23 protein-coding genes and 1 pseudogene are annotated in these 25,265 nt (G+C 53.1%); 16 read left to right on the top strand and 8 right to left on the bottom strand.

Translation table 11 applies throughout. The annotated features are described in order from the left end of the window. Window positions 1-2: 2 nt before the first annotated feature. The 5 genes from Q1B21_RS21105 to Q1B21_RS21085 all read left to right on the top strand — a co-directional run bounded on the left by Q1B21_RS21105 (window position 3) and on the right by Q1B21_RS21085 (window position 8,452). Window positions 3-2,435, top strand: a complete 2,433-nt coding sequence (locus tag Q1B21_RS21105) for an FAD-dependent oxidoreductase (RefSeq protein ID WP_299892885.1) — start codon at window positions 3-5, stop codon at window positions 2,433-2,435. 392 nt (window positions 2,436-2,827) lie between these two features. Continuing rightward, complete coding sequence (locus Q1B21_RS21100; protein ID WP_299892884.1) at window positions 2,828-3,637, top strand: hypothetical protein; 810 nt, start codon at window positions 2,828-2,830, stop codon at window positions 3,635-3,637. A 128-nt stretch (window positions 3,638-3,765) separates the two neighbouring features. Further along, window positions 3,766-5,541, top strand: coding sequence for a hypothetical protein (locus tag Q1B21_RS21095; RefSeq protein ID WP_299892882.1), 1,776 nt, complete (start codon window positions 3,766-3,768; stop codon window positions 5,539-5,541). A gap of 339 nt (window positions 5,542-5,880) precedes the next feature. Then, window positions 5,881-6,675 (top strand): acetolactate decarboxylase, encoded by a 795-nt coding sequence (gene budA, locus Q1B21_RS21090; RefSeq protein ID WP_299892880.1) that lies wholly within the window; start codon window positions 5,881-5,883, stop codon window positions 6,673-6,675. 64 nt (window positions 6,676-6,739) lie between these two features. Further along, complete coding sequence (locus tag Q1B21_RS21085; protein WP_366525429.1) at window positions 6,740-8,452, top strand: NAD-dependent malic enzyme; 1,713 nt, start codon at window positions 6,740-6,742, stop codon at window positions 8,450-8,452. Window positions 8,453-8,551: 99 nt separating this feature from the next. On the opposite strand, the gene Q1B21_RS21080 is transcribed toward Q1B21_RS21085, so the two are convergent. Continuing rightward, window positions 8,552-9,739, bottom strand: a complete 1,188-nt coding sequence (locus tag Q1B21_RS21080; protein WP_299892878.1) for a YbfB/YjiJ family MFS transporter — start codon at window positions 9,737-9,739, stop codon at window positions 8,552-8,554. A gap of 167 nt (window positions 9,740-9,906) precedes the next feature. Here Q1B21_RS21080 and Q1B21_RS22400 point away from each other — a divergent pair, with 167 nt between their 5' ends. Both Q1B21_RS22400 and Q1B21_RS21075 read left to right on the top strand, forming a co-directional pair. After that, the gene (locus tag Q1B21_RS22400; RefSeq protein ID WP_366525428.1) at window positions 9,907-10,128 is read left to right on the top strand and encodes an isochorismatase family protein; all 222 of its coding nucleotides are present in this window, start codon (window positions 9,907-9,909) and stop codon (window positions 10,126-10,128) included. Between the two features lie 326 nt (window positions 10,129-10,454). After that, a complete protein-coding gene (locus Q1B21_RS21075) occupies window positions 10,455-11,687 on the top strand; it encodes a dienelactone hydrolase family protein (RefSeq protein ID WP_299892876.1) in 1,233 nt (410 codons plus the stop codon). 111 nt (window positions 11,688-11,798) lie between these two features. Here the strand turns inward: Q1B21_RS21075 and Q1B21_RS21070 are convergent, their stop codons facing one another. Further along, window positions 11,799-12,188 (bottom strand): MerR family transcriptional regulator, encoded by a 390-nt coding sequence (locus Q1B21_RS21070; RefSeq protein WP_299892875.1) that lies wholly within the window; start codon window positions 12,186-12,188, stop codon window positions 11,799-11,801. Between the two features lie 89 nt (window positions 12,189-12,277). Between Q1B21_RS21070 and Q1B21_RS21065 the strand changes: the two genes are divergently transcribed. Both Q1B21_RS21065 and Q1B21_RS21060 read left to right on the top strand, forming a co-directional pair. After that, window positions 12,278-12,601 carry a hypothetical protein gene (locus tag Q1B21_RS21065; RefSeq protein WP_299892873.1) on the top strand — a complete coding sequence of 108 codons (324 nt, stop codon included), beginning with the start codon at window positions 12,278-12,280 and terminating at the stop codon, window positions 12,599-12,601. 4 nt (window positions 12,602-12,605) lie between these two features. After that, the gene (locus tag Q1B21_RS21060; RefSeq protein WP_299892871.1) at window positions 12,606-12,824 is read left to right on the top strand and encodes a GDCCVxC domain-containing (seleno)protein; all 219 of its coding nucleotides are present in this window, start codon (window positions 12,606-12,608) and stop codon (window positions 12,822-12,824) included. A 273-nt stretch (window positions 12,825-13,097) separates the two neighbouring features. Here the strand turns inward: Q1B21_RS21060 and Q1B21_RS21055 are convergent, their stop codons facing one another. Both Q1B21_RS21055 and Q1B21_RS22395 read right to left on the bottom strand, forming a co-directional pair. Continuing rightward, the gene (locus tag Q1B21_RS21055) at window positions 13,098-14,969 is read right to left on the bottom strand and encodes an adenylate/guanylate cyclase domain-containing protein (protein WP_299892870.1); all 1,872 of its coding nucleotides are present in this window, start codon (window positions 14,967-14,969) and stop codon (window positions 13,098-13,100) included. A gap of 403 nt (window positions 14,970-15,372) precedes the next feature. Next, complete coding sequence (locus Q1B21_RS22395; RefSeq protein WP_366525427.1) at window positions 15,373-15,921, bottom strand: cold shock domain-containing protein; 549 nt, start codon at window positions 15,919-15,921, stop codon at window positions 15,373-15,375. A 614-nt stretch (window positions 15,922-16,535) separates the two neighbouring features. Between Q1B21_RS22395 and Q1B21_RS21050 the strand changes: the two are divergent. Next, window positions 16,536-17,085, top strand: a pseudogene (locus tag Q1B21_RS21050) (IS6 family transposase). A 232-nt stretch (window positions 17,086-17,317) separates the two neighbouring features. Here Q1B21_RS21050 and Q1B21_RS21045 read toward each other — a convergent pair. Then, window positions 17,318-17,707: a hypothetical protein gene (locus Q1B21_RS21045; RefSeq protein ID WP_298938162.1), complete on the bottom strand. Its 390-nt coding sequence runs from the start codon at window positions 17,705-17,707 to the stop codon at window positions 17,318-17,320. A 332-nt stretch (window positions 17,708-18,039) separates the two neighbouring features. Between Q1B21_RS21045 and Q1B21_RS21040 the strand changes: the two genes are divergently transcribed. After that, on the top strand, window positions 18,040-18,228 hold the full coding sequence (locus tag Q1B21_RS21040; RefSeq protein WP_298938161.1) for a hypothetical protein: 189 nt from the start codon (window positions 18,040-18,042) through the stop codon (window positions 18,226-18,228). Window positions 18,229-18,469: 241 nt separating this feature from the next. On the opposite strand, the gene Q1B21_RS21035 is transcribed toward Q1B21_RS21040, so the two are convergent. Then, window positions 18,470-19,513, bottom strand: coding sequence for a hypothetical protein (locus tag Q1B21_RS21035; RefSeq protein ID WP_299892868.1), 1,044 nt, complete (start codon window positions 19,511-19,513; stop codon window positions 18,470-18,472). Window positions 19,514-19,712: 199 nt separating this feature from the next. On the opposite strand from Q1B21_RS21035, the gene Q1B21_RS21030 reads away from it, so the two are divergent. The 4 genes from Q1B21_RS21030 (at window position 19,713) to Q1B21_RS21015 (ending at window position 23,013) form a co-directional block, all read left to right on the top strand. Next, window positions 19,713-20,273 (top strand): hypothetical protein, encoded by a 561-nt coding sequence (locus Q1B21_RS21030; RefSeq protein ID WP_298938159.1) that lies wholly within the window; start codon window positions 19,713-19,715, stop codon window positions 20,271-20,273. Window positions 20,274-20,310: 37 nt separating this feature from the next. After that, entirely contained in the window at window positions 20,311-20,970 is a 660-nt protein-coding gene (locus tag Q1B21_RS21025; protein WP_298938158.1) for a response regulator transcription factor, read from the top strand. Next, window positions 20,970-22,298 (top strand): HAMP domain-containing sensor histidine kinase, encoded by a 1,329-nt coding sequence (locus Q1B21_RS21020; protein ID WP_299892865.1) that lies wholly within the window; start codon window positions 20,970-20,972, stop codon window positions 22,296-22,298. The genes Q1B21_RS21025 and Q1B21_RS21020 overlap by 1 nt, the downstream gene beginning before the upstream one ends. Window positions 22,299-22,497: 199 nt before the next feature. Continuing rightward, window positions 22,498-23,013 (top strand): hypothetical protein, encoded by a 516-nt coding sequence (locus Q1B21_RS21015; protein WP_299892863.1) that lies wholly within the window; start codon window positions 22,498-22,500, stop codon window positions 23,011-23,013. Window positions 23,014-23,424: 411 nt separating this feature from the next. Here the strand turns inward: Q1B21_RS21015 and Q1B21_RS21010 are convergent, their stop codons facing one another. Then, the gene (locus Q1B21_RS21010; protein WP_299892861.1) at window positions 23,425-23,922 is read right to left on the bottom strand and encodes a DUF6714 family protein; all 498 of its coding nucleotides are present in this window, start codon (window positions 23,920-23,922) and stop codon (window positions 23,425-23,427) included. A 176-nt stretch (window positions 23,923-24,098) separates the two neighbouring features. Between Q1B21_RS21010 and Q1B21_RS21005 the strand changes: the two genes are divergently transcribed. Next, window positions 24,099-24,461, top strand: coding sequence for a hypothetical protein (locus Q1B21_RS21005; protein ID WP_299892858.1), 363 nt, complete (start codon window positions 24,099-24,101; stop codon window positions 24,459-24,461). Window positions 24,462-24,690: 229 nt separating this feature from the next. Here Q1B21_RS21005 and Q1B21_RS21000 read toward each other — a convergent pair. Next, window positions 24,691-25,265: nuclear transport factor 2 family protein (locus Q1B21_RS21000; RefSeq protein WP_299892856.1), on the bottom strand; the 575-nt coding region annotated here is incomplete at its 5' end.

Genomic DNA, 25,265 nt, shown 5'->3' with positions numbered 1-25,265 from the left:
CCATGGACAAACCTCTCCCCAGCCACGCACAAGTGGTGATAATCGGCGGTGGAATTCACGGCTGTTCCGTGGCCTACCACTTGGCAAAGGCAGGCTGGAAGGACGTCATCCTGCTGGAACGCAAGGCCCTGACCAGCGGCACCACTTGGCACGCGGCAGGGCTTGTCGGACAATTGCAGGGCAGCCATGCAACCACGGCCTTTGCGAGCTATGGCGTGGAACTGATGCAAGAAATCGAAGCGGAAACAGGCCAGAACACCGGTTTTCGGCAATCCGGATCCATCTCAATTGCGGTCAACGAAGAGCGGCTCGCAGAACTGAAACGCAAAGCCGATTTCGCCTCCCTGTTCGGGATTGAAGCGCCTTACATGGGCACCGACGAGATCCTAGAACGCTGGCCGTTGATGAATGCCGACGGTGTCTTGGGTGGTATTCACATGCCATCTGACGGCTCGGCCAACCCGATTGACCTGACCCAAGCGCTTGCCAAGGGCGCGCGGATGCATGGCGCGACGATCCGCGAACGCATCAAGGTCGAGGAGGTACTAACAGAGGGTGGCAAAGTCACTGGCGTGCGCACACACGCAGGCTCGATCTCGGCAGATGTCGTCGTCAATTGCGGTGGTATGTGGGCGCGCGAGCTGGCGCAGCAAAACAGCGTCAGTGTACCGCTTCATGCTTGTGAACACTACTACCTTGTCACCGAACCGATCCCCGATCTGCCCAGCGACCTGCCCGTGCTGCGATCCTATTGTGATGGCACCTACTGGAAGGAAGACGCAGGCAAGCTGCTATTCGGTTTTGCACATTTCCACGCCAAGGCTTGGGCAAAGGACGGCATCCCCGAAAGCTTTGAATTCGACAGTCTGCCCTTTGTCGAGGACGATGTGATGGAAGTGCTGGAACTCAGCATGAACCGCGTGCCCATTTTACAGGAAACGGGCATTCGGACGTTCTTCAACGGTCCCGAAAGCTATTCCCACGACGGTCGCTTCACCTTGGGTGAGGCACCTGACCTCAAGGGGTATTACGTTTTGGCTGGCGTGAATTCGACCGGTATACAATCTGGCCCCGGTGCGGGTAAGGCGCTGGCCGACTGGATCATGGCCGGCCATCCTCCTCTGGATCTGGCCGAGATGGACCCGGCCCGCATCGAAGACTGGCAGGCCCGCGACCCCTACTTGCGAGAACGCTGCCCGGAAACGCTGGTGCTGACCTACGCGATGCATTGGCCGGGTCGCCAACGCGAAAGCGCACGTGGCCTGCGCCGCACGCCGTTTTATCACCCTATGAAAGCCAAAGGTGCCGTCTATGCCGAGGCACAGGGGTGGGAACGCCCGGGCTGGTTTGCGCCCGAGGGCGTCACGCCGGAATACGACTACTCTTTCCACCGCCCCAGTTGGTTCGACCACGCTCAAGCCGAACAAAAGGCCGCCCGGACAGGCGTGGCGATGATCGATTATTCCATGCTGGGCAAACTGATGGTCGAGGGCACGGACACATTGTCCTTCCTGCAACGCATCTGCACCAATGATATCGACGTGCCTGTTGGCCGCGTGGCTTATACGCTGATGCTGAACGAACGCGGCGGCATTGAAAGCGATGTTACCGTAGCACGCCACGGAAAGGACAGCTTCATGGTCATGTCCTCGATTTCGCACACCCGCCGCGACCGCGATCATCTGCAACGCCACATATCCGACAGCGAAGACGTACGCCTGCAAGACGCAACTTCGGCCTATGCTGTATTGTCAGTCGCTGGCCCCAAGGTGCGCGACCTGTTGGCCGCGGTCAGTGATGTTGATTTGTCGAATGAAGCTTTCCCGTTCAACAGCCTACAGCATTTTTACATCGGCCACGCACCCGTCTTTGCACAGCGTCTGTCCTACACTGGTGAGTTGGGTTGGGAGATTTTCATTACACCCGATTTTGCCGAACATGTGTTTGAGCTTCTCTGCGCGGCAGGTGCGCCGCTGGATTTGCGACTGGTGGGCGGCGAAGCCTTGAATGCTCTGCGGATCGAGAAAGGCTTTTTACACTGGGGCCATGATATGTCTTACACCGAGGCACCTCATCAAGTTGGTCTGGGGTTTGTCTGTAAGCCCGAAAAGGCTACCCCGTTTATCGGGCGTGACGCTTTTGTTATTCGCAAGGCTGACGGCAAAGGCCCATTCCTGTGTCACATCAAATTGCAAGATTCCGGCCCCCTGCTGCACCACAACGAACCTGTGCTGAAAGACGGAAAAGTCGCAGGTTACATAGCGAGTGGTGCCTATGCCTATGCGCAAGGTGCGGCCATCGGGACCTGTTTTATCAACACAGAAGACAGGGCTACGGTCACGCACGGAGCGTTTGCTGTCATGGTAGAGGGGCAGGCCGTTCCGGCGACCGTCAGTTTGCATCCTTTTTCCAAGCCCCAGCTGTCAAACTTATGACTCAACGCTTGATCCTGCGACTACGAACGTTCTCAGACTAAACATGGTAACACACACATCAATGTCCGCGCCCAACTGAATGAGAGGCCCTCTCGGCAACTGCAGCAAATGGCCGCTTTGCGCCGCAGTGTTTCGCAGCGTTGCCGCCAATTGAAAGCGACCAATAGACTAAGTACGGTCAAGGTCGCTTTTGCGCGGCTTGCGTGAATTCGACCCGCTCATGATTTCGCACTTGCCGCAAGTGGCAGGAAAGAGGGCTGCTGGTGCAGCGTTCGTTGGTTTGGGCCAACGGCACGTTAGGGCCGGCCTTTACCTGACCTTAAAGAGTGACAGATTGATCAATGTTGGTCATGCTAAGTTCATTGATGTGCAACTACTTTTGGGGGTGAAGAATGTCCAACGCTGGCAGAGCACTTCGACAAGTGATTTCCCTCGACGGTTGGATCGCGAGTTTTGACGATGCAGACACCGCGACCGTCCACGCTGATGTCGTTTTCCGCGAAGGAAGGTTCGGCGCAGATGAAAATGATCGGGTTCGCTTTCGACTGGCGCTTAAGCGGGCAGAGATTGTTCTCTTGGCTCAGGATAGTGAACCTTTACGCGTCATCCGGGCGTCTGTCAGCCGATCGCCGGTGCAGGAAGAACAGACGCAACAGGTTACACACGAAGTGACTGGAGAGGCGCGCGGAAAAGCGGGGTTGTCAGTGAAGAATGCACTCAATGCCAGTGCCGATCTGTCCTTAGAAGCGGAAGCGCGCCGATCCATCACTAAGCGACGCGAGTTGACGGAGAAGGTCGCGGGCCATCTCGAACAGCACTTTACAACCGTCGACGGGCATCCAGCGTGGGAGGTTTGTGCCATCGGTTCAGGACACCTCAGCGGATCGCCCTGGGATGCTGCAGAGAAACCGCGGCTGAAAGTAAAGCGGTTGGCCGAAAGGAACGCCGACGGCGACAAACCAACCCTTAGACTTGAAGTAAGATGCCTCCGCGAGGACATCGAGATCTCAGACCTGAAGCTAAAAGAACCGGGTAAACAAAAGTGGTTTGCAAGGCGTGCTAATCGAGATGTCAATTTGGCTGCAGCGGAACAAGTTATCAAAGAAGAGTTGCTGTCGGCCGGTTTCCTACGAGTTGCCGACATGTCGGAGAAGCACGGAGAACTCATGATCGCCGATCTCATCGTGTCAGAGGATTGGTAGTGGCAAGTTGGCAAGAGAAGGTTGAGCAAGTCATGTTGGCCGATACGTCTGACTTGCGAAAGCTTGCCAGAATGGTCGGGCACGACCCGATCACCTTTTGGCGGGATGCCAACTTTCGACACGCAGACTTGTCCGATCAAGACCTGAGTGGCATTGACTTGTCAAAGGCAGTACTTCCACACGACGTCGCAAAAGGCTCAGTGGGACAGATCCTGTTCGACGCTGACGTGAAGGAAAACGTCCGTATGGTGCTTGAGACAGCCATGCGCGCAATGGACGATGCACTTGCTGACTGGCCTAACTCGCCGAAGCACATAAATGCAGCTATCAAGGCTCTTCGATCCGTCATCAAGCATTCAAAAGAAGTCAAAAAGTCAGATTTGGAAGCTGAAGCAAGACACATCGTCGCTGAGGCTAATGTCCTTTTGGGCGAATACGCCAGTGCTGACACAGAAATAAGGCGGGCAAGAAAGCTAAATGAGGTGCTTGGCCAAGACGCCGCAGTTGCAGAGTGTTTGGATTCGCGGGGTATGTCGTTGCGGCTTCGCGCCTACAGACAGGATCAGGCCACTGCAGTCGAGTCGCTAGAGCGCGCGAATTCTGTCTTTCAAACAGCTCAGAAACACAACGATGTACCACGCAACCAGATCCGAGCCTTTAGTATTTTCCGAGATGCGATGAGCCGTCTCGGGGAAACTGACAAAGAGAGTGTTTCTGATTTGCGTACACAGGTTCAAACACTTGAACGTATTTGGTCGCCAATCACTTCATTCGTATCGGCGGACACACATGTTGCAGCAAAGATCGCGCACAGCGCGCATCGGATTGCGCTGGCCAAATTCACGCGCAAAGAACTTGGGGCGTCGGCGCGGGAAACGCTTCGTGAGAATTTGACCGACGCCATAGGATCCGCGGCGACAAACCGGTTGTATTTGGATTGGATGGACGGTCAGCACTGGCTAACGGAGCTAGATAAGTTTGACGGTGGGTCGACTTCAGAAACGCCAACGGAGGAAAACAGATCGCTGGATGCCGCGCAAAAGAAGGCCGTGCAGCGTGCGCTCATGCAGTTGGCTTCAGGGGATGCCAAAATAAGTGAACTCATGAGTGGCAGCCCCAAGGGCGCTGAGCTTCTTGACGAAGCGCTGGAGTGCTACGCTGAAGCGGAAAACTTGTATGGCCTACTCGAAGACATCACCCCTAGGGAGAATGAACCCGGCCGAAACCATGCACTGATACGGCGTGGGATAGCGTACCTATTAAAGACCACAGACCAATCTCTCTCTGGAGAGGCTATGGCAGAGGCCATTCAAGAGGGAAGTTTCGCGCTTGACTTGGCGGCCGCAAATCTTGCTGCTCGAACTGATGTTCCGCTTGCTTTGGCGGATGCATGGGATGCACAAGCGTTTGGCCTGCGGCTAGAAGCACACTTTTCAACCGAAGAGGCCGCTGCGGTTGCGATTTCTCAGGCGATGGCACTTCATCGGCGAGCCAGCAAGGTCGAAGGCCTTCCGCGCGCGGTCAGCTACCGCTATCGCGTTCACTTTTTTGGAGCGGAGCGCGAGCTAGAAGAGCGCCGACATTCAAGGCCTGAAAAATTTAAAGGTTTTCGTGTGCGCGCCGAAAACGCGTTGGACAGCATTGAAACGAGGTCCTCAAGCCGGACGAGCGCTGCGGAAAGAGCCTCTTATATGGCCTTGATGGCTGAATGTGTCATGTCGCGCGTCGCCGAATTGAAATTGGCGTCGCCGGCTGATGTAAAGGACCGTTGGGGCGAGGTGAGAGATGAGACACTACATGCTCTTGGGACCTCGACTAAATTGGCGACAGGCCTTTTCATGCCACTTGATTGGGCAATGCTTAAACGCGTGCGGGCACAACTGACCCGCCTAGATGAAATTTGATCTCGATATTGCGTTATGGTTTTGTTGTTGAACGGGCGTCGGTAACCACTGACCCTGATCGAGATGTCACGGTATTCGATGTCTGCTTTTCGGGCTGCACACTTAGAATCTTGTTAATTGGGTGAAGGTCCGCTCTGGGCTGGAACGACTCGTCTAGATTGCGTTTGGGAAGGTTGCTGAAAAATATGAATTGCAACTTGGTGATTTCTACGAAGCTGTGAACAATCAATTTCTCTCTCCTATGTTGCCCGATCTCGAGAGGCGCGCGATACTGGAAAGCATGACAGTTTCGAATAGCCGGAAATGTATAGACCCAGGCAGACAGATTGGTCAAACAGCATGCAAAAAGATAAAGAGCTTACTTTTGTAACGGCTTTGGTCAGCCATTCCAGGGAACAGGGTTTCCAATCCGAAAAACATGCGCATGAGTATTACCAGGCTTCCCTGCTGAGCGCGGTCATGCAGGGCGTTTACGACGGGACTGTTTCCATTAAACAACTGCTGGAACATGGAAACTTCGGCTTGGGCACGTTCAATGCGCTCGACGGAGAAATGATTGTGTTGGATGGCGTCGCCTATCGCCTCGATGGGGATGGTAATGCTTCAGTCGCAAGCGACAAGGCTCTGACACCTTATGCTGCCGTCACCAATTTCGAACCTGCGGTTTTTCGATCTTTGGACAGAGAAACAGAAAAGGATGCTCTTGAGACCCAGCTTGATGCTTTGGCGGAGGCAAGAAATCTGTTCTATGCCGTTCGATTTACCGGCAACATTAAACACGTAAAGTACAGAAACGTTCTACGGCAGGAGAAGCCATACAAACCTCTGCTGGAGGTCGAAAAAACGCAGGCTGAGTTTGAACTGAACAACGTGGACGGGACAATTCTGGGTTTTCGGTGCCCGGATTATGCCGCCGGGATTGGCGTCCCGGGCTACCACCTGCACTTTATTTCTGCCGACCTGAGCAAAGGAGGACACGTCCTGGACTATACTCTGACCAGCGGTCGCATTGAAATTGATCATACGTCTTCTCTGCATCTTGAACTTCCGGAAACCAGATCATTTTCAGACGCCAATCTGTCTGCGGGCGCTTCGGCAAACAGCATCCTAAAAGCAGAGAGTAATGATACCTAGGCACCGCTATGCAAGATGGTTAAATGCAATCGTGTTCTAAGTCCGTTGCAATTGCCGTCCTATAATGCTGACTTTATCGGGCAGACGCGTGCAACCAATGCGTGCCGATCCGAAAGGTCAGCCTATGGTCGATTCCGGCCCTGAAAATTTACAATACGTGACAAACCCACTCCTGAACAAAGGTGCTGCCTTTTCTCTACACGAACGAGAAAAGCTTGGATTGCTGGGTCTTCTTCCGCCACACATCGAAACGCTCGAAACCCAGGTAGACCGTGTCTATGCCGCCTTTGAACGTGAGCAGACACCGCTGGACAAGCATGTCTATCTGCGTGGCCTGCAGGATGACAACGAAGTTTTATTCTACGCCCTTTTGGTTCGGCATCTATCCGAGATGATGCCGATGATTTACACACCCGTTGTGGGTGACGCCTGCAAAAAATTCAGTGAGATATATGATCACCCTCGTGGATTGATCATTTCATACCCCGAGCGTGACCGGATCGATGACATACTTGAGAACGCCACCCAGCCCTCTGTCGAGGCTATAGTCGTCACCGATGGAGAGCGGATTTTGGGTTTGGGCGATCAAGGCGCGGGCGGCATGGGAATTCCGATCGGAAAGCTCTCGCTTTATACCGCTGCAGGCGGAATAAGCCCGTCTGTAACGCTCCCGGTGGTATTGGACGTCGGCACCAACAATCAGGAACGGCTGGAAGATCCCCTCTATATCGGCTGGCGGAATGAGCGCGTCAGCGGAGATGAGTACTTTGAATTCGTCGATCTTTTTGTGCAGTCGGTAAAGCGCAAGTGGCCGAATGTGTTGCTGCAGTTCGAGGATTTCGCACAGCAACATGCGGCACCTCTGCTTGCGCGGTATCGCGATCAGCTCTGTACATTCAATGATGATATTCAGGGCACGGCGGCGGTAACGGCGGGCACTTTGCTGGCTGCCTCAAATGTCACCGGCATTCCGCTAAAGGACGCTACCATCGCGTTTCTTGGAGCGGGATCAGCAGGAGTGGGTATCGCTGAGCAACTGGTTCAGCTCATGATCCGCCAAGGATTACCCGAGACCGAGGCACGCGCGCGCATCTACATGGTGGACCGGAATGGGTTGTTAACCGATGCGATGACGGACCTTCTGCCGTTCCAAACGCAAATTGTCCAACCTCTCACCAAAGTGGGGAGCTGGTCCGATGGTGAAATTTCACTGCTGGATGTGATTAACAACGCCGAACCCAACATATTGGTGGGTGTCAGCGGTCAGGCAGGCTTGTTCTCTGAAGAGATCATTCGGGCGATGGCGGCTCACACAGAACATCCTGTTGTATTGCCGCTGTCAAACCCGACATCGCGAATTGAGGCTGTGCCTGCGGATATTATCCGCTGGTCAAATGGTCATGCCCTGGTCGCCACCGGAAGCCCATTTGATCCTGTTGTCTACAACGGTAAGACGCACCATGTGGCGCAATGCAATAACTCCTACATTTTCCCCGGCATGGGGTTGGGCGTGCTGGCGGCAGGCGCGCGTCGCGTCACCGACGGAATGTTCATGGCCGCCGCCGAGGCGCTCGCCACGCTGTCACCTGCGAAGTCCGATCGCGCAGCCAGCTTGCTGCCCGATGTGGGGGACATTCGCGAGGTCAGCAAAGCAATCGCATTTGCCGTTGGGCAACAGGCGCAGTTGGATGGGGTTGCGCCTAAATCCACAGGGGACGATTTGAAAGCGGCGATAGATGCGAAGTTCTGGACTCCGCACTATGAGGAGATTGCCTAAAGCAGATCAGGCTGGAGTGACCGGAAGGTTTCTCATTGCGCATCCAGAGCCCACGGCGTCCAAGTAGGGAATGAACCAGCATGGTTCTGAATACGGCGGCTACGCCGCCTCCCGCCTGAGTGGCTTTTGCATCGCAGCACAAAGGGCACCCATCAGCAGGACCGCAGAGGCCACGACAAGGCTATCTCCAATTTCTCCGGTCAAGTCGCCAATGATACCAGCCCCGATAGGTCCCAGCGTCTGTGAAATGGCGAAAACGACTGTGAAAAAGCTAACGGTTGCGCCCCAATCCTGCTGATCCACATTCTGACGGACAAAGCTGGTGACAGCAGTGGGTGGCATAAAGACCGACAGTCCGAACACGAGTGCCGACAAAATCAATCCATACCCGGATGGAACCAGGATTGGCAGGGCTGATCCAAATGCAACCCCGGTAAGGATCAGCGCCAACGGCGTTCCGGATGAAAAGCGGGCCAAGACCCCGCGCCAAACAAAAGGAGACGCCATAATACTGACGCCAAGAACCATCCATGTTGCGGTGGTCAACAGGACGCTGGAGTGCTGCTCTTTCATCCAGACCGAGATAAAAGTGACGTACACAATGTAACCCAATCCAAACAGCGCATACCCGCCGAGTTCGCCAAGCATTCTGCGCACCGGTGGGATGGAAGGCAGTGCGGCGTCATGCTCGGTTTGGTTCAATTTTGTGGAAGCCCAAACCGAAAATGGGCAAATGACCAGGGCTGCCAACCCGACCCCGATCCACGCCCAGTCCCAATATTGTGGTCCGAATACGTCCAACATACTCGGAAGGATCGCGCCACATAATGCGATACCAAATCCACCGCCACCGCCAAAGTATAAGGCGATGGCCAACGCATTCTTTCGGGCGCTGGTTTGGAACAGCGATGCAGCCAGTACGCCGCCGGACACAAAGGAAAGTGCACCAAACAACCCAACCAAAGTACGACAAGCAGTTTGAAACACGAGGCTCTCATCAAACCCGGTCGCCAAAAGGCACAGTGCGGTCGCCACAGTTCCGCTTGCAAATAATCGCGACGGAGAAAAATGCCGGATCAGTAAAAGCGTTAGAATCGAACCCACTATGTAGCCAATCGAATTGGCCGTATTGAGCCACCCGGATTGAGTGAGGCTCCAGCCAAGGCTACTTTTCATTGATGGCAGGATTAGTCCGTATGCAAAGCGACCAAAAGCGTTGGATATGCTGACACCAAGCGCAAGGCCCAGCAAAATGAGCCACGGGTTGGTAGGTTTTGCGGCGGCCATGAACATCCTTCCAGGTTGAACGGTCACCGTGCCCCATTGCGGGTGGTTGTGCAATCTCAACAGATCCAAGTCAGATCCATGCGGTCAAATTTGAGAAACAACAGATTGAATATTTGCAACAAGTTGCCGCGCAGCTTTCGTCTGCTCCATGTGAGCTCAATTGATCAGTGACTTGCCAGTTTGGATCGACGGGTGTTGAGTTTGCTTCAGAGGTCGCTCGTCTGGGAGACAACATTCTGCTTCGTCGCTATCGTCTTTCGGCTTGTCAGTCGACACTTCCGAGTTACCTGAATCCTAGTGAAACTCTGTACGTTTGTGGCGTTTCGACGAGCTTATGTGTGTCGTCGACGGTCATTGCGGGCGAGTATATCAACGATATCTTACGATAGCGTGCCACTATGACCGGGAACGACCCGAGAAACACAAACCTTGTGAATGCTGCGCTCGGTCGTCAATGTCCGCTTTGGGAGAGCCGCACTGCGGCGCAAACCAAGCTGACGAACGGAAGGAATGGGCCGTCCTCGCATCTCCGGAAACCCTCTATCACGCCGATGCCGCGCCGCATCCGATGTCGGCTTGGAGCCCATAGTCCCGAGTTTCTGCAAGATGGCGAATGTCAGTTTCGGTGACTCGAACACTTAATATATGTCCGTGCCCACGTTCTGTGCTCTATTGGTATCGCCTCGTATCAAGCCACGACATTCGGAAACCAGCCATGCGCATCATCTTTGCCACCGCCACGCTTTTCATTCTGACCAGTCAGTCATTGGCACAGGAATCAATCCTCGTGGGTGATGCTCCCCTGCCCGACGATATCGAAATCACCGCCCAGGATAATTCCCCCTTCCTCGGGGTTTGGACGGGAAGATGGGACACTTGGAGAAGTCACATTCTCGTCGTGGAAAGCCAGGACGAAGACGGGCTATTCAGTGTCATCTATTCAGTGGGGCGCGGCCATCATGGCAGTGGTAGTTGGTTCCGCAGCCAAGCGCGATCGGACGGCGACACTCTGGTTTTTACCGATAGCGACTTCGCTGCGCGATACTCAATTTCAGCTACCGGACGGTTGCGCGGTATCTATCCGACTGAGGATCGTTTTGCCATTTTGGAGCGACAAACTCTCACGGCTGTCCTGGCAGCGCCGACAAGCGAGTGGTTCGAGCTCGGTACGCGCGAATTCCTTGCAACCGAACTGCAAGAAGACAGTTCGAAAGTTGAGCTTGCGGTCGCGGTCTATGCGCCTGTTGGTGGCGGACCGTTCCCGCTGGCTCTCGTTCATCACGGGTCAACGGGCTACGGGACTGATCCACAAGCTTTTAATCGGTTCTTTGCCAACGATTGGCTTGCAGATGTTCTGAACGCCCACGGTTGGATCGTTGCATTCCCTCAGCGCCGTGGTCGGGGTGGCTCTGATGGTTTGTACGATGAGGGCTTTGCTGACGATCGGTCGCAAGGATATTCGCCGGACACGCAAATATCGTTGGCAGGGGCAGAACGCGCTTTGGTAGATGCAAACGCTGCGCTGCGAGCGTTGCAGCAGCGACCCAATGTGAGTTTGGAACCGGTCCTTCTTTCAGGCTTCTCGCGCGGAGGCGTTGTTGCCCTCATGCAAGCCGGGGACGATCCAGGAAACGCTGCCGGTGTGATTAGCTTCGTTGGAGGATGGATGGGAGAACGTTTTGGAGACCCCGAAATCAATCCTATACTCTTTCGGCGGATCGGCACTTTTGATGGTCAGGTATTGTCAGTCTATGGCGAGGACGACGCGTTTTACAGCATTGAGCATTCGCTATCGAATCTTGCAGCAATGGAAGAGATGGGCGCTGAGAGTGAAGTTCATGTCGTGTCTGTTCCAGGCCACAATAGAGGCCATTGGTTGATGTTCCAGCCAACTCTCTGGGAAGAAATAGTCGACGATTACCTAACACGTATCGAAAGCCGACATTGAAATGAGCAAATCGGAAGTTCGCTTCGTCCGCACTGCCGCTGCTTATCGTGTCGGGACAGACTGCAAGCCTTAACGAAAGCGTCGGATGTCCGCTCTGAGCCCAAAGTTCCACTAGTCGGTACGCAGTCTTGAGAGCATGGGGCAAGAGACATTCCCGCTGTCGCAGTTGGCTGTGAGTTCGCTCAGCGCCGCTTCCAATCGCTTGAGCTCGTTTATCTTTTCACGCACATTGAAGATATGAAGCTCAGCCAGCTCTTTTACGGATCGGCAATCCTCTCCGTCGCCTTCGGACAGGCTGAGAAGCGTCTTGGTATCGGCTAGCGGAAAGCCCAAATCACGGCACTTTTTCAGGAAACGAAGCCTTCCAACATCGTGCGCAGAGTACATCCGGCGATTATTCGGTGCCCGTTCTGGTTTGGGCACGATCCCTTCGCGCTCATAGTAGCGGATCGTTTCAATACCGACACCGCTTTGCCGGGATGCTTCCCCAATCGCAAACATGTGAGTTTTTCCGTCTTGATCCTGTAGCGACTACAGAAGTTATACCAATGGCTGTCGTTTCGACACCTAAAATTGATCAAGGGAATGAAATGCAGAAGTACCTTAGCGTTAGTTATCTCGGATCACTGTCAGCACTTGGCGTTGCGACTTGCTGTGTATTGCCCATGACAATGATGTTGCTGGGACTAGGGGGCAGTTGGTTGGCTATTTTCGGAAAGATCGCGGCGGCAAGCTACTACGTATTGACGATTTCGACTGTGCTTGTCGCGATATCGTGGCTTGTATCTTATCAGCGAGGTTCCCTACCAAAGTTGAAATGGTGGCTTTCGGGGACGACGGCAATCACAGGCTTGGCTTGGGTCGTCGTCTTTTATGAGGCCCGGATCAATGATTACCTGATAATGCAGATGTGAGACTATGACAGAACAAACCGTAGTGCTTGAAAGCACCCTGACTTGCCCGAAATGCGGCCACAGAGAAACCGAAGTAATGCCGACGGATGCTTGCCAGTGGTTCTATGAATGCAAGTCATGCACAGCGGTCTTGAAACCGTTGGAAGGGGATTGTTGTGTCTACTGCTCCTATGCAACGGTGCCTTGCCCGCCGATCCAGAACGGCGATAGCTGCTGCGGATGACAAAGTCTGCTTTGTCCCGCGATGTGTGAATTCGTTAGCAGTTAAATTATGCGCTTGCAGCGAATGACCGCAAAGCAGGCTGCGACCGCAGAATCTTGCTTGGGTGTTCAATGTCCGGTTTGGGCCGTTCTGCGTAGTTAGTTCTTTGACAGTGCAGGGGCGTTGCTGTGGCTTCCCGGAGGTCTTCAAAGAGTCTAAAAGTGAGTTTGTTACGAATCTTACAAACGTCTGTTTTGGCGTAGTTATCCGTTACACGAACGCTATCCCAAACGGCTATGACGCGTTTTCCGGGACTCCCAATGCTCGCAAATCGTCTAACCAGCGGTTGTGGAACTCTTTGTCGGTGAATGGTGCCGTTTTTGCTTCTTCAATATCGTAGTCGGGATTGTCTGTTAGGAACTCGCCCATCATTATGCGCGCCTCGTCATCCCGCCCCAACTGCAACAATATAGGGGCAAGGGTACGTCTGAGGCGATCCGGGACGCCGTTCATCTTCTCAATCGAAGCGAGAGCTCCCTCGTAGTCCTCTGCAAAGTACTGGGCCCAACCCAAATTCCACAGATACCAGTCTGGATGATGTGGATTGAGGCGTATTGCAGCCTTCATCCGGTCAACGGCTTCAGCTGCCTTTCCACTGTAAATCAGAGGATCAATGGAATCTGCCAGTACCTGAGCGGAGTTCGGGTTTAACGATATCGCCTTCTCGTAAAGTGATGCGGCCTTCTCAAGATCGCCACTTTGCACTGTAACACTTGCCAAAACCTGATGCGCTTTGAAATTGAATGGCTCCAGTTTTATCGCCTTTCTGGCCATTTCAAATGCGAGAGCCAAAGATTCTTCGCGAGAAGTAATTTCAGTCCACCCCCAGCGGTAGCCGAAGTTATGGGCCCATGCGAGTTCGATGTATGCGCTGGCAAAATTAGGGTCGAGCTCGATTGCCTTCTCGCTCAGCTCCATCGCAATAATGTTGCCTTCTTTCGTGAATGTGAACGCTTGTTCCTGCGCGCGCTTAAAAAGCTCGTATGCATTCAAGTTGTCAGTGGGTTGGTGTTCTAGCCGGTCATACTCAGCCAGATCGATGTTTTCGTTGAGGGTTAGAGCGATCGTTCGCGTGACTTCGTCCTGAACAGCAAATATATCTTCAAGGCTGCGGTCGTAGTTTTCTGCCCAAAGATACTTGCCATTTGTTGCGTCTATCAATTGCGCTGTAACCCGCAACTTGTCCCCCAATATTTGGACACTGCCCTCGACAACGTAGCGAACGCCCAGTTCCTCGGCCACTTGTTGGACCTTTACCGGTTGATCCTTGTAGGTAAATGTCGAATTGCGGGAGATTACGAAAAAGTCGACAAATCGGGAGAGCGCGGTGATGATGTTTTCGCTGAAGCTGTCGCTGAGGTAATCATGTTCCGGGTCGCTGTTCAAATTGTCAAACGCCAGTACGGCAATAGACGGTTTGCCGGTTGGTGAGACAGTAGAGAGATCCGGCGATTGGTTCGAAGTGTTCCAAGTTTGCCAAAAGACCATCCCCCCGATCACGACTGCAGCCGCGACCACAACAGCGACCAACAATGAGCGACGTGCTGGTTCTACGGGTCGGGTAATAGTGGTAACGAGAGCCGTTGCTTTGTCATCAAGCAACAGGCTGAAAACACGTATAGGTTCTGCGATGTTCTTGACCTCGCGCAGTCCAAGGTCTTCGATGTTGAGGTCGAGTTTGTCCTTTACCTGGTCAAATACACTGGTCGTCAAAAAGATACCATCGGGCACAGCCAAACCTTCTAGCCGCGAAGCGACATTTACACCGTCCCCGTAGATGTCATCATCCTCCACGACGATATCGCCAACGTTGATCCCGATACGGTAGTGTATCTGGTTCTTTTCCAGGACGTCCTTGTTTTTCAACCCGATGAAATGTTGAAACTCTATCGCGCATTGTACCGCTTCAACGGCGCTGGCAAATTCGATCAATAAACCATCGCCCATCAATTTGACGATGCGCCCTTTGCGGGCTGAAACGATAGGTTCTATCAGATCTTCGCGATGTGCCTTAATGGACTCCAGCGTGCCTGTTTCATCTTCTCGGATGAGGCGGCTATATCCCACTACGTCTGCAGCAACTATCGCCGTGAGGCGTCGTTCCAATGCCAAACCTCCCTAGCTCAAACAACAAGTTAGCCAAAAAGGCGAATCTAATCCAGATTCGAGATGACTGGTTACATCTCACCAGAGAAAGCCGTCACGGCTGAATTGGTCGGAAACGACTGGTTTGTTGCGTTGCCTGTCAATTCACGTGACCTTTGATTTTGCGCGCTCGACGAACGGCAGGTTCGACGGGCTGCGCCGCAGCATCGCTACCCTACGATTAATGGCTGGTAAGGGCCGGTCTTGCTGGGGGCAACGTGGGGGTTTGGCGAAGATGCGGCGGTGCATCCAAGCAAGCAATTTGGCAATACCCAATAGATGATTGCCTGGGTGGAGTTATCGCCATCCGCAACTTGAAGGCGAATAACTAATCCTTCTGAACGACTATCCAGCGGAAGCTGACTCAGGTCCAGGGTCGAACTGAGACGACAACTCGGCCACCGGGCCGATCGATCACTTCGACGCCAAGTGCTTCTCCGACAGCCACCGATCCGAGTCCAGCTTTATCAAGTATGTTCGCGTGCAAAAAGCAGTCTCTGGTGTCATCAAAGACATTGACGAAACCGTAGGACTTTTCCTCGCAGAACCACCTGACCCTTGCAGGCAATATTGAAGCCGGTTTGATCGGTTGGAGTTCAATATGCTTGTCGTGCTGGACTGTCGAGGACGCGTCTGACCGGATGCCCAAGATCTCAACGATTTGAAGTCCTCTCTGTTTGACACTTGCCAATGCCTCGAGCGTGCACCCATTTGCGATTGAAGTCTGGCCAAAATCATGCAGCGCGTTCTGATGTATTAATGCATCCTCGCCGGTCACACTGCAGGTTACAAAACCGTATCCTTTCTTGGCCGAGAACCATTTCAAAGTTCCCTCAATATGCCGCAGTGTGGCATGCCCACCTATTGTTGATCCGTCCAAAACCAAATTACCTTCTAACGTTACAAGTTTCACAGGCTTACCCTTTTTCGGAAACGAGGAATTTATTTGTCAAATCTATTAAGCTGTGTGAAAATGTTGGGTGGCTACTCTCTGAGGCCAGAGAGTTCAAATTTGCTGGCCCATGTGTTTGCATATTCGGACAACAAATAAGTCTGCTCTTTGTGGAGGGCCATCAGAACACATGCCGCCCACATGGCGGCGCCATACTCTGAATCGCTGTCATGCAGTAGTAGAGCATTCAATATAGCAGTTTCTGGGGTTGATGGTTCATACACCGATTTTAGTGTCCTTGTACCTAGGCAAAATTGAAGCTCGCAAGAATTCCAACACTGATCCAAGTCGAAGCAGCACTGAAAGTCAGCAAAAAGTCTAACATCCGACCTCCTTAGCCCTTCCACTTTCCGGTTTTGCAGCCTTGTCGCCAAAGCGAGCAATTCTCAACATGCAAAACTAACATTGAACGGATGAGAAACACTTCGTTAACGTTCTATTCATAATTCCTCTCGACTTGTGAAGAGCCTCGTTGGATCTATGGGATTGCTCAGCCTAAAGACATATCTTCTGCAGAAACTGCCATAAGGTATTGCCAAGTTGCTTGCCTGACTTGTCCGAGCTATCTGCAGGTCATGAACATTCCGACCAACATGCCCCGGCTGAGAGGGTTCCACTTTCCGCGTGAGATCATTGCTTGGGGAGTCTGGGCGTGCCACCGCTTTGCACTGAGCACGGCAGATGTTGAAGATCTGTTGGCAGAGCGCGACGTGATTGTAAGCTGGGAAGCGATCCGGCTATAGGTGAATCTCTTCGGGCAACACTTCGCAGACTTTATCCGGCGGGATCGAGCGCAACCGAACGACAAGCGGCACATGGACGAAGTCGTGATTTCGATCCGCAGCCACATCAACCGGTCGATAACCTGGCTCCCAAGACTGACGATCGTGCCCACAAAGGCCTAAACAACGCAATCGAAGTGTCGCATAGACCGACCCGGAAACGAAAGAAGATATTTGGGCGTTTCAAATCACATCGCCATGCACAGAGGTTTCTATCTGTGCATGACCAGATCAAATTAGTATTCCGTCCCCGCAGATATCAACTCACCGCAAACTTGTATCAACACCACATTCCGATACGTTCAGCCTCTGGGAGGTGTACATCTCTAAAATGACGACCTGAGTGCGGCTTGACAACATTTGTCATGCCGCCTCAAACAATTTGGCAATAGCGTTTTCATGACTGATCCTCCGATCCGCCATGCCCTCCCATTATGACAACCCGACGTTGGCAGATAATCACATCACCGGATGTAGCGCTGCATCCGAAGTCTGGAACGTGCCCATTCTCTTGAGTTTTGTAGTATGATCAAATGGCGGCTAACCACGCCAGATTTGAAGAGTAGAGAAGGTACTCAGTTGAGTATATCGACTACTGCCCCTATCAGGTTCAACACCTCGTGCGTCTGCCGGTTCACCTGATAAACATAGTCTCCGGCACGCACATAGTAGCCGTTTCGCCGCAGACCATATCTGTTGGGATCGTCGATACGAACATACCCATTGTAGATGAAATCCCCAACCCGGTATCGTTTGACCTGGCCAGGTGGAACGCATGGAACAGCTTTCTTGGCCAAGCCCGGTGGGCAATGTCCGGCCTTGGATTTCACGAGAACAGGCTGCATTGTTGTGTGTGACTCGATAATTTGTTTGAGCTTGTGAGGCTGCGCATTAAAACTCGCGCTCGCAACCGGCGCGGTCTGAATGATGAATAGCGCCGCCGCGATTCCCAAAACCGTTTTCATCTTTTTTGCCTCCTTTGGCTTCATATCCTAGTTATGATCCCCGTTCGGATTTGACCAACCCTTAGGCGGAGACTGGCTTGCTACTGGCGTCTTCTGCTATGATGGTTGGTTCGTTTGGCACGACATTCTCACCTAACGACCTTCCAAACCGTCAAATTGGAAAGCGGCAATAGAAGTGTCGCGCGGTCAGACAATTCATGTGTTCTTATTTCGCAAACAACATTAACCGAACATGAACAGTTTATTCTTAGTGCGTTCAACCACGCTGGGGCACTGTGGTCAGGTCAAATCGAACGAAACGTAAGTCGTTTGGTGGAAACGAGGGGAATAAGATGGTCAAGCCTGCCTTTGTGACTAAAGACCGCAGCACAACAGCTGCAATGCAGACCTCCGGCAAAGCTGCCGACGAGCGTCTGCAAACCATGATCAATTCGAGCAGCGGTCGCTTCCCTCCTATCGATAACGCACTAACAAAGATCGTAAAAGACAAGCGGCTATCTGAGGCTCACCAAAACGTCTGAAGGCAAATCAGTTGACCCCCCCCGAACAATTCTCGATATTCGTCCTAAACATCAGAATTGTAATATGAATCCCGCCCTTTCCTGGGGCGGGGTTTATTTGTCGGTTAGCACGATCACCAAAAGCTAGTGTCTAACACTAAGAAAACGTCGACCAGCCCGCTCAACATCCGAAAGGCTCTTGGTCGTCCCAGCTGTCAGTACGTCCAAGAGTGGAGGCCAAAATTGGCCAAGGAGCTTCAGGTCATAGCCCCAGAAGCGATTTGACCTGCGCTTCAACTGCGTCGGTGACGGGCTTGTTGGCAGCTGCTTCCAGGGCCTCACGTTCAGCCAAATCTTGCGCTTCGACAAGCTCATTCAGTTCTTCCGCCTCTTCGACAGCTTCATTGTAGTCTATGGCGGCCTGTCTCTCGTCACTCAAACTCCGGGCGTCGTCGATTGAAGCGCCCAAAGCGGCTTGGGCCTCTTCGAGCTGCGCTTCGATATCTGGATCCGTACCACCCGCGTCTTCCAAAGCCTGCTCCAGCTCATCTACCGTACCCCGGTTGGTTTGAACCTCACCCAACGCAGCTTCCAAATCATCCTCGATTTCTTGCAAGGTCCGATCTGGTTGTTCCAGCCCTGCTAAAACCTCTAGCCGTTCCACCAGATCCTCACGCAAGGGTTCACCGGCCAACACTGTGTCTCGGTAGGTGGCAATTCTGCCAACCCGCGAATTAGGAGAGGCATTGGCCAGTGCAGTTGGGCTTGCATTGGCTGCATTCAACGCGCCCAATTCAGATGGATGAGCGCCAAGCAGCGCAGCCATACGGTTACCCTTGGCGCGGGAAACGGGGCGTTTCGACTCCTCCACGATCGCAGTCTGGTGGGTTGGTTTTTGCGCCCCCTGAGTTGTCGCAGCGGTCGTTCGAGGGGAACCAGTTTTCCTGGCTTTGCTATTCCCGCTGAATAGGTCTTTCAGTGAGAACCCCCCGCCTTTCTTCTGACCAGCCCCCGCAGAGCGAGACTTTGTTTTTTGCGATCCAGATTTCCCGACCTTGCTTCCGCCACCGCCTTTGGCAGCCGCGCCGTGATCACCGCCATTTCCTTTGGCCCCATTGCTGTTTCCACCGCTATTGCCGTTACCGTTTCCACCGCCGTTTCCATTGCCATTTCCACCGCCGTTGCCATTGCCTTGCTTGGCATAGGCAAAATCAGGAGCAGCAACAGTGGCAATAATGGCCGCCGAACCCAGAAGGGCAATCGCAATTGTGGAGGATTTCAGCAGTCCGCACTTGGTGATGTTCATCTCAATCTCCTAAAAACTCACAGCAACAGCTATCGATAAACTGAACTTGGGCGCCGTGTTTTGGCCGATTGATCCGTGATCGAATCAACAACGCTGAGCTTCATTTAACTTGAGGGTGCTTGAACGCAGGGCTAATTGCTTGTTCATCATCGGTTCACGTCCGGCCATATAGTCTTCACTGAAAGTGTTTGAGGGTGTTATGCCAGCCAAAGTGTTTTTTCTGGTTGCAGCGTTGCTGACTGCCTTGTCCGGAGGACAAGCGGCTGCAGACGCACGCGAACTCAATCAGTCTGAACTGCGCATGGCGACGTTTTCGGGCACCGCAATCCGGTTGAACCGTGTTATTAAGGGTGTGGAAAAAGCTTTCGGTGGGACCCCAGTCGACGCACGTGCATTCAAAGCGGACAAGATTTACTATCGTATTCTGGTCAAAAAGCCGGGCGGAAAGATCGTCAGCGTGATCGTGAATGCTCAAACCGGTACAGTCGTCTCGAACGGTTCAAGTGTCGGGCGCGCGATTTCCGAGGCCGCCCGCAATTCAACTAAATCCAAGAGCAATAACGGTCAGAGTGCCTCTGCCACCCGTGGAAACAGTGCAGGTCGTAGCAATGCAGGTGGCAGTAGCAATGGCGGCGGAAACGGTGGCGGCAACGGCAATGGTAATGGCGGTGGCAATGGTGGCGGAAACGGCGGCGGAAACAGCAACGGCGGCGGAAACGGCAACGGTAACGGAGGCGGTAATGGCGGCGGAAAAAAATAGAGTGAAGCTGACCGCGCTTTAGCTGTAGTTTCTGGATATGCGAATACTCCTTGCCGAAGACGAACCCCAGCTTTGTGAGCAAGTTAAGAAGCTGTTGGGCGCGGAAGGCCGCGTGGTAGACGTGGCCAACAATGGTACGGATGCTCTGCATCTGGGATCGACTGAACCTTACGACATGATCATCCTCGACATTGGCCTGCCTGAGCGAGACGGTATCTCGGTCCTGCGTGAATGGCGCAGCGCAGGTGTTAAGACCCCAGTCTTGATCCTGACTGCCAGAGATGGCTGGAGTGAACGTGTCGACGGGTTAGATGCCGGCGCGGATGACTATATGACCAAGCCGTTTCACATGCCTGAGTTGGCTGCGCGCGTTCGAGCAATCTTGCGACGCCAGAGCGGCCAGTTGAACCCCGTGATAGAAATGGGGGATGTCTCACTGGATACACGAAACGGGCGGGTGAGTGTTGGTGGCATTCCTGTCGATCTGACTGCACAGGAGATCGCAGTTCTTACCTATCTGGCGCACAACATTGGTCGTATGGTGTCACGCACTGAGTTGTCAGAACACATCTACGAATATGACGGCGACAGAGATTCCAACACGATTGCTGTATTTGTTACCCGCCTGCGCAAAAAACTGGGCTCCGATTTGATCACCACCGTCAGGGGGCGCGGCTATATGATTGATCCGGCCTAATGCTATCGTTGCGCCAACGGGCCTTACTCGGAGGTATCGCCTCGGGTGCCTTGTCCGTAGGCGTTGGTACATTGGTGGTTTTTTCTTACATCAATACACGTGTCTTGGAACAGTTCGACGGGGCGCTGCAAGACCGGCACACGCAGCTCGTCGTTGGTCTCAGCGCCACCACGGATGACCCTGAAACCTTAAGGCAATTGGTGTTCGATCCGGCCTATAGCACGCCCTACTCGGGACGGTATTGGCAAGTAACGGACACCACGGGGGCCATCTATACATCTGCTTCGCTTTTCGATGAAAAGATCGCCGAGCCTCCGCTTGCAAGTGGCGAAACAACCATTTGGAATACCACAGGTCCAGATCGTGAGGCCATTCGCAGCGTCTATCAAAAGATCACGTTCGAAGACGGAACGGAGTGGGGCGTAACTGTCGCCGAAAGTAGAAGTGAACTGATCAATGAACGCAGCGCCGCACAAAGGAACTTGCTTCCGGTTTTCGGCTTGGTCGGCTTGATCGGCGTCGCCAGTTCACTTTTGTTGATGTCTGCCATAGTCGGCCCCCTCAGGAAGTTGCGCGCCGATGTAGCTCATCGCTGGGATCAGGGCGATGATCTGGTTCCCGAAGACTATCCGGATGAGGTTTCCCCTCTTGTGGAAGATCTCAATAGACTGCTGCATCGAAATCGCGAGATTGTCACCGGTTCGCGAAGGCAGGCGGCAGATCTGGCACATGCCCTCAAAACACCGACGGCGATCTTAAGAAACGAACTGGCGGACCTCTCAGACGCCGGAGCACATACAGAGCCTGCGGAAGACGCCCTCACCCGAATTGACGCCCAGCTTGGCCGTTCTCTGGCGCGAATGCGCGCGTCGAACACCGGAGAGCTTACGCATTCCAAGACAGATCTGTCGAATTCGGTCGAACGATTGTCCCGACTCTTTTCGGTCATGGCGGAACGCGAGGGAAAAACGCTTATTTCAGATTGTGAGACCGGTCTTCGCGTCCGAATGGACCCTCAGGACATCGAGGAAGTAATCGGAAATCTCCTCGACAACGCCCTGAAGTGGAGCCGAACAACATTCCAAATCACAGCAAGGCGCACTGTTAGTGGAACCGAAATTTTTGTTGAAGACGACGGGCCAGGAATCCCAGAAGAGGCCCGACTTGAGGTCCTTCGCTCCGGCAATCGGCTGGATACTTCTGTAAGGGGAACTGGTTTGGGCCTGTCTATTTCCGTTGATTTGTTGGCCGCCTATGGTGGGAAGCTAGAACTCGGAAAGTCCGAAAGCCTAGGTGGCTTGGCTTGCGGAGTGAAGATTAGCCGATGAGAAAAACCTACTGTTTTATGCCGCTGGCCGCCTCGGCGCGGTTCCTGTCAACGGCGGCGTAAAAGCCGGCCATTGGGGCGGCCGGGGGGCATCGCAGCGATTTGACGAAAATCAGCAAAATAGTGAGCTCGTCTCACAATGCCCAAAGCCGTAGCGTTCCTAGGTTGGAGATGTGACCGCAAGATAAGGAGATCAAAAAATGGAACGCTTCAGCAAAATCAAAAAAATCATTGTTGCACCGGCATTGGTGATCACACTGACCGCAGGATCCGCAATGGCAGGTCCGGGTCAACACTTTGCCAGCGCTGCCCAAAATAATCAGCAAATAGGCCAATCTGAAATATCCCATGACGCAGCACGCCAAGGCGAGGACACTGCAACAACCGTCGTCGGAAAAGTTGTCAACCTCATTGCTAACCTCTCACCATTGGACGCGACGCAAGTTGGGGGGAGCTCCAAGAAATTGCCGACCGTCAGCGACGAAGCTGTCAATCATACCACAAACTCTTCTTCGCTTGAGACCATGCAGGATCTGGGCACCGGAGCTGGCGATATGAGTGGAAAACTGCTTCAGTCACAAAAAGCCAGCGGTGATTTCTACTTAGATGGCGAGGCGCATTTCCAGTCTGTCCGCGCGGCTCAAGACAACGGCTTTGCCGATACGAACACGCTCATTGACGACACTAATGAAACTATCAAACAGGACACAGAATAGAAACTTCAAGACACGTCTGCGGGTCAGTACCTCGATACGTTTGCGGAAGCCATCGGAGGAGCCCTTAAGTTCGAAGAATGGAAAGATAACCCCAACAAACCACCAATCTGACGCCCTTAGATAGCAGTGCGACGGAACTAGGTTTCTGAACCCAAGGTGGCTAGGTCAATTCATTGACTCGGCCACCTAAAAGCCATTCTGGATGTGTAATCGACTTTTTGCTTCGTTTCGAGTTGTTCAATTTTCGACAGACGCCTTTCAGTGTCCGCTGCTGGGGAGCTGCAAGACAGCAACCAACATCCGCGCGGATCCCCCCCCATAAACGTTGCCATTGCTCATCCTCAGTCAATGCCAACGGCAAACAGGTTGCGACAAAAAGCGCTGCGAGGAGCCACATCAAATACGTAATAATCATCGACCCGGTGACAACACGCTTTGTTCAATCCAGAAATTGATCAATGCGGCTTCCGCAAACTCACCAAGATCAGGATGGTCGCTGAAATAGTACAAAAACCTCAACACGGCCTCGTTCTGTGCAGGCGTCAATTGGTTGAACTTGGACTTCCTGAACTCGTGCAGCATTTCTTTCGATGTGCCGGGGTCGAGTGCCAGCAGAATGCTTTCACTGGCATATTCCGGACTGTCTGAATTCCGCAGAGCCCAAAGCAGATACGCAGGCAAATAATACTGAAAGGCTTTGGGGCTGAAAGCCGTGGGCGCAGTGTAACCGAAAACGATCATTTGATCGGTCATCTCATGCCATTTGACCCCGCCGTAGAATTCAAGAATATCCACGTCATCCATACATTCGGGGTGAATAAGTTCATCATCAGCAGGAGGATCAAGGCCGTCAAATGCAGCAATGATCTGGGTTGCAAGAGCTTCCGTTGTTGTCGTTACCTTTGGCATGGTGACATATTAAACTGGCTGAAACCCCGAAATCGAGGGGATCATCAACAATTCGGATTAGAGTGATTGCGATGGATAGCGGACAGGGGCTCTTTCAGGACGTCAGTCATGAGTTCCATGACAATTCCATCTATGCTCAAAATTTGATTTCACCTGACCCAGACAACGATGATTGGATGAGTGAACTAAAACTCGATATTGATCACATTGAGGAGTGGATCAGGCAGGACAACGGGCATTTCAGTTTTTCCCTTTGCCAGGTTAACCTGTGTTTCGAGGGCGTTTCCGATCTGTCCGTCTCCTTTTCGTTTCCGAAATCGTCCATAACACCCTTGCCATTTGACCGGATTACCCGGCCCAGAAAGCCAGTGCGGGTCCACGGAACGGATTATTCCAAATTTGTCTGGACCATCGAACTGAATGACCGCCGCGGCGGTCGCATATGCATCCACGCCACCGGGTATCGCTTTGAAAGGGTCGGAAAACCCGTCACCTGCGAGGAACAATGTATACCCAAACACTTGCGCCTACCGAAGTAGAGACGAAAGACCGTGTGGCTATCTTCGTAACGAATGTCGTTGGACCTCACCAGCATTTTCACTTAGATCCCAAATTGGTACGCATTGAGCGGGAAGAACTGCTTGTCTCAAAATTGGATGCGAGTTCATTCAGTATAGCTAGGCCGAAATCGGGCACCAGTCATTGTCTGCTGAAGATCAGCGTTGCCGCGCTTCTCAGACGTTCCTATGCCGACTTTGCTAAAAGCATTCACTGCAAAAAAGCGCTACCACCCTGCTTGGCGTTGTCGTCGCGGTCGAACCAAACCAACGACAACTGTATCAAGCCATTGTCGTCGAGGGTCCGCTCCTCCCAACCCAACGGGCGAACAGGAGAATCTTCACGCCCTCCGGGACCGACGAGCATACCGGTAAAGAGAGTGTGGTTTCCTGATAAACGAAAATCATGCAACAACACTGAAGAACCAGGAAATTCGCGGAAAAATGGTGTTGCGTAGTCCGAAGCTATCGCTCCCCGGCCTTGAATCGCCTTGCCGGAATCGAGCAGTGCGGCCCCATTCTCCGCGAAATGTGCGGCCACTTGCGCCGGATCGTTGGAACTCCACGCTACGGCATAAGAAGAAGCTTTCTCCAGCGCACCAGAAAACAACATTTCGGTTGTCTCTTGTTCGAACATGCTCACCCATTGGTTCTCAAGATGAGCCCATGGAAATATCATAGTCGCGTAAGTGCAATAAGTCAGCTGTGTCCGCAATCTGTGAATTAGCATGGCGAACGATCTTGCGAGCGCAGCGAAAGGCCGGTTTGGTGAAGCCGCATTGCGGC

This window comes from uncultured Ruegeria sp. (assembly GCF_947504215.1).
GTDB lineage: Bacteria > Pseudomonadota > Alphaproteobacteria > Rhodobacterales > Rhodobacteraceae > Ruegeria.
This window is presented reverse-complemented; position numbering and strand designations above follow the sequence as displayed.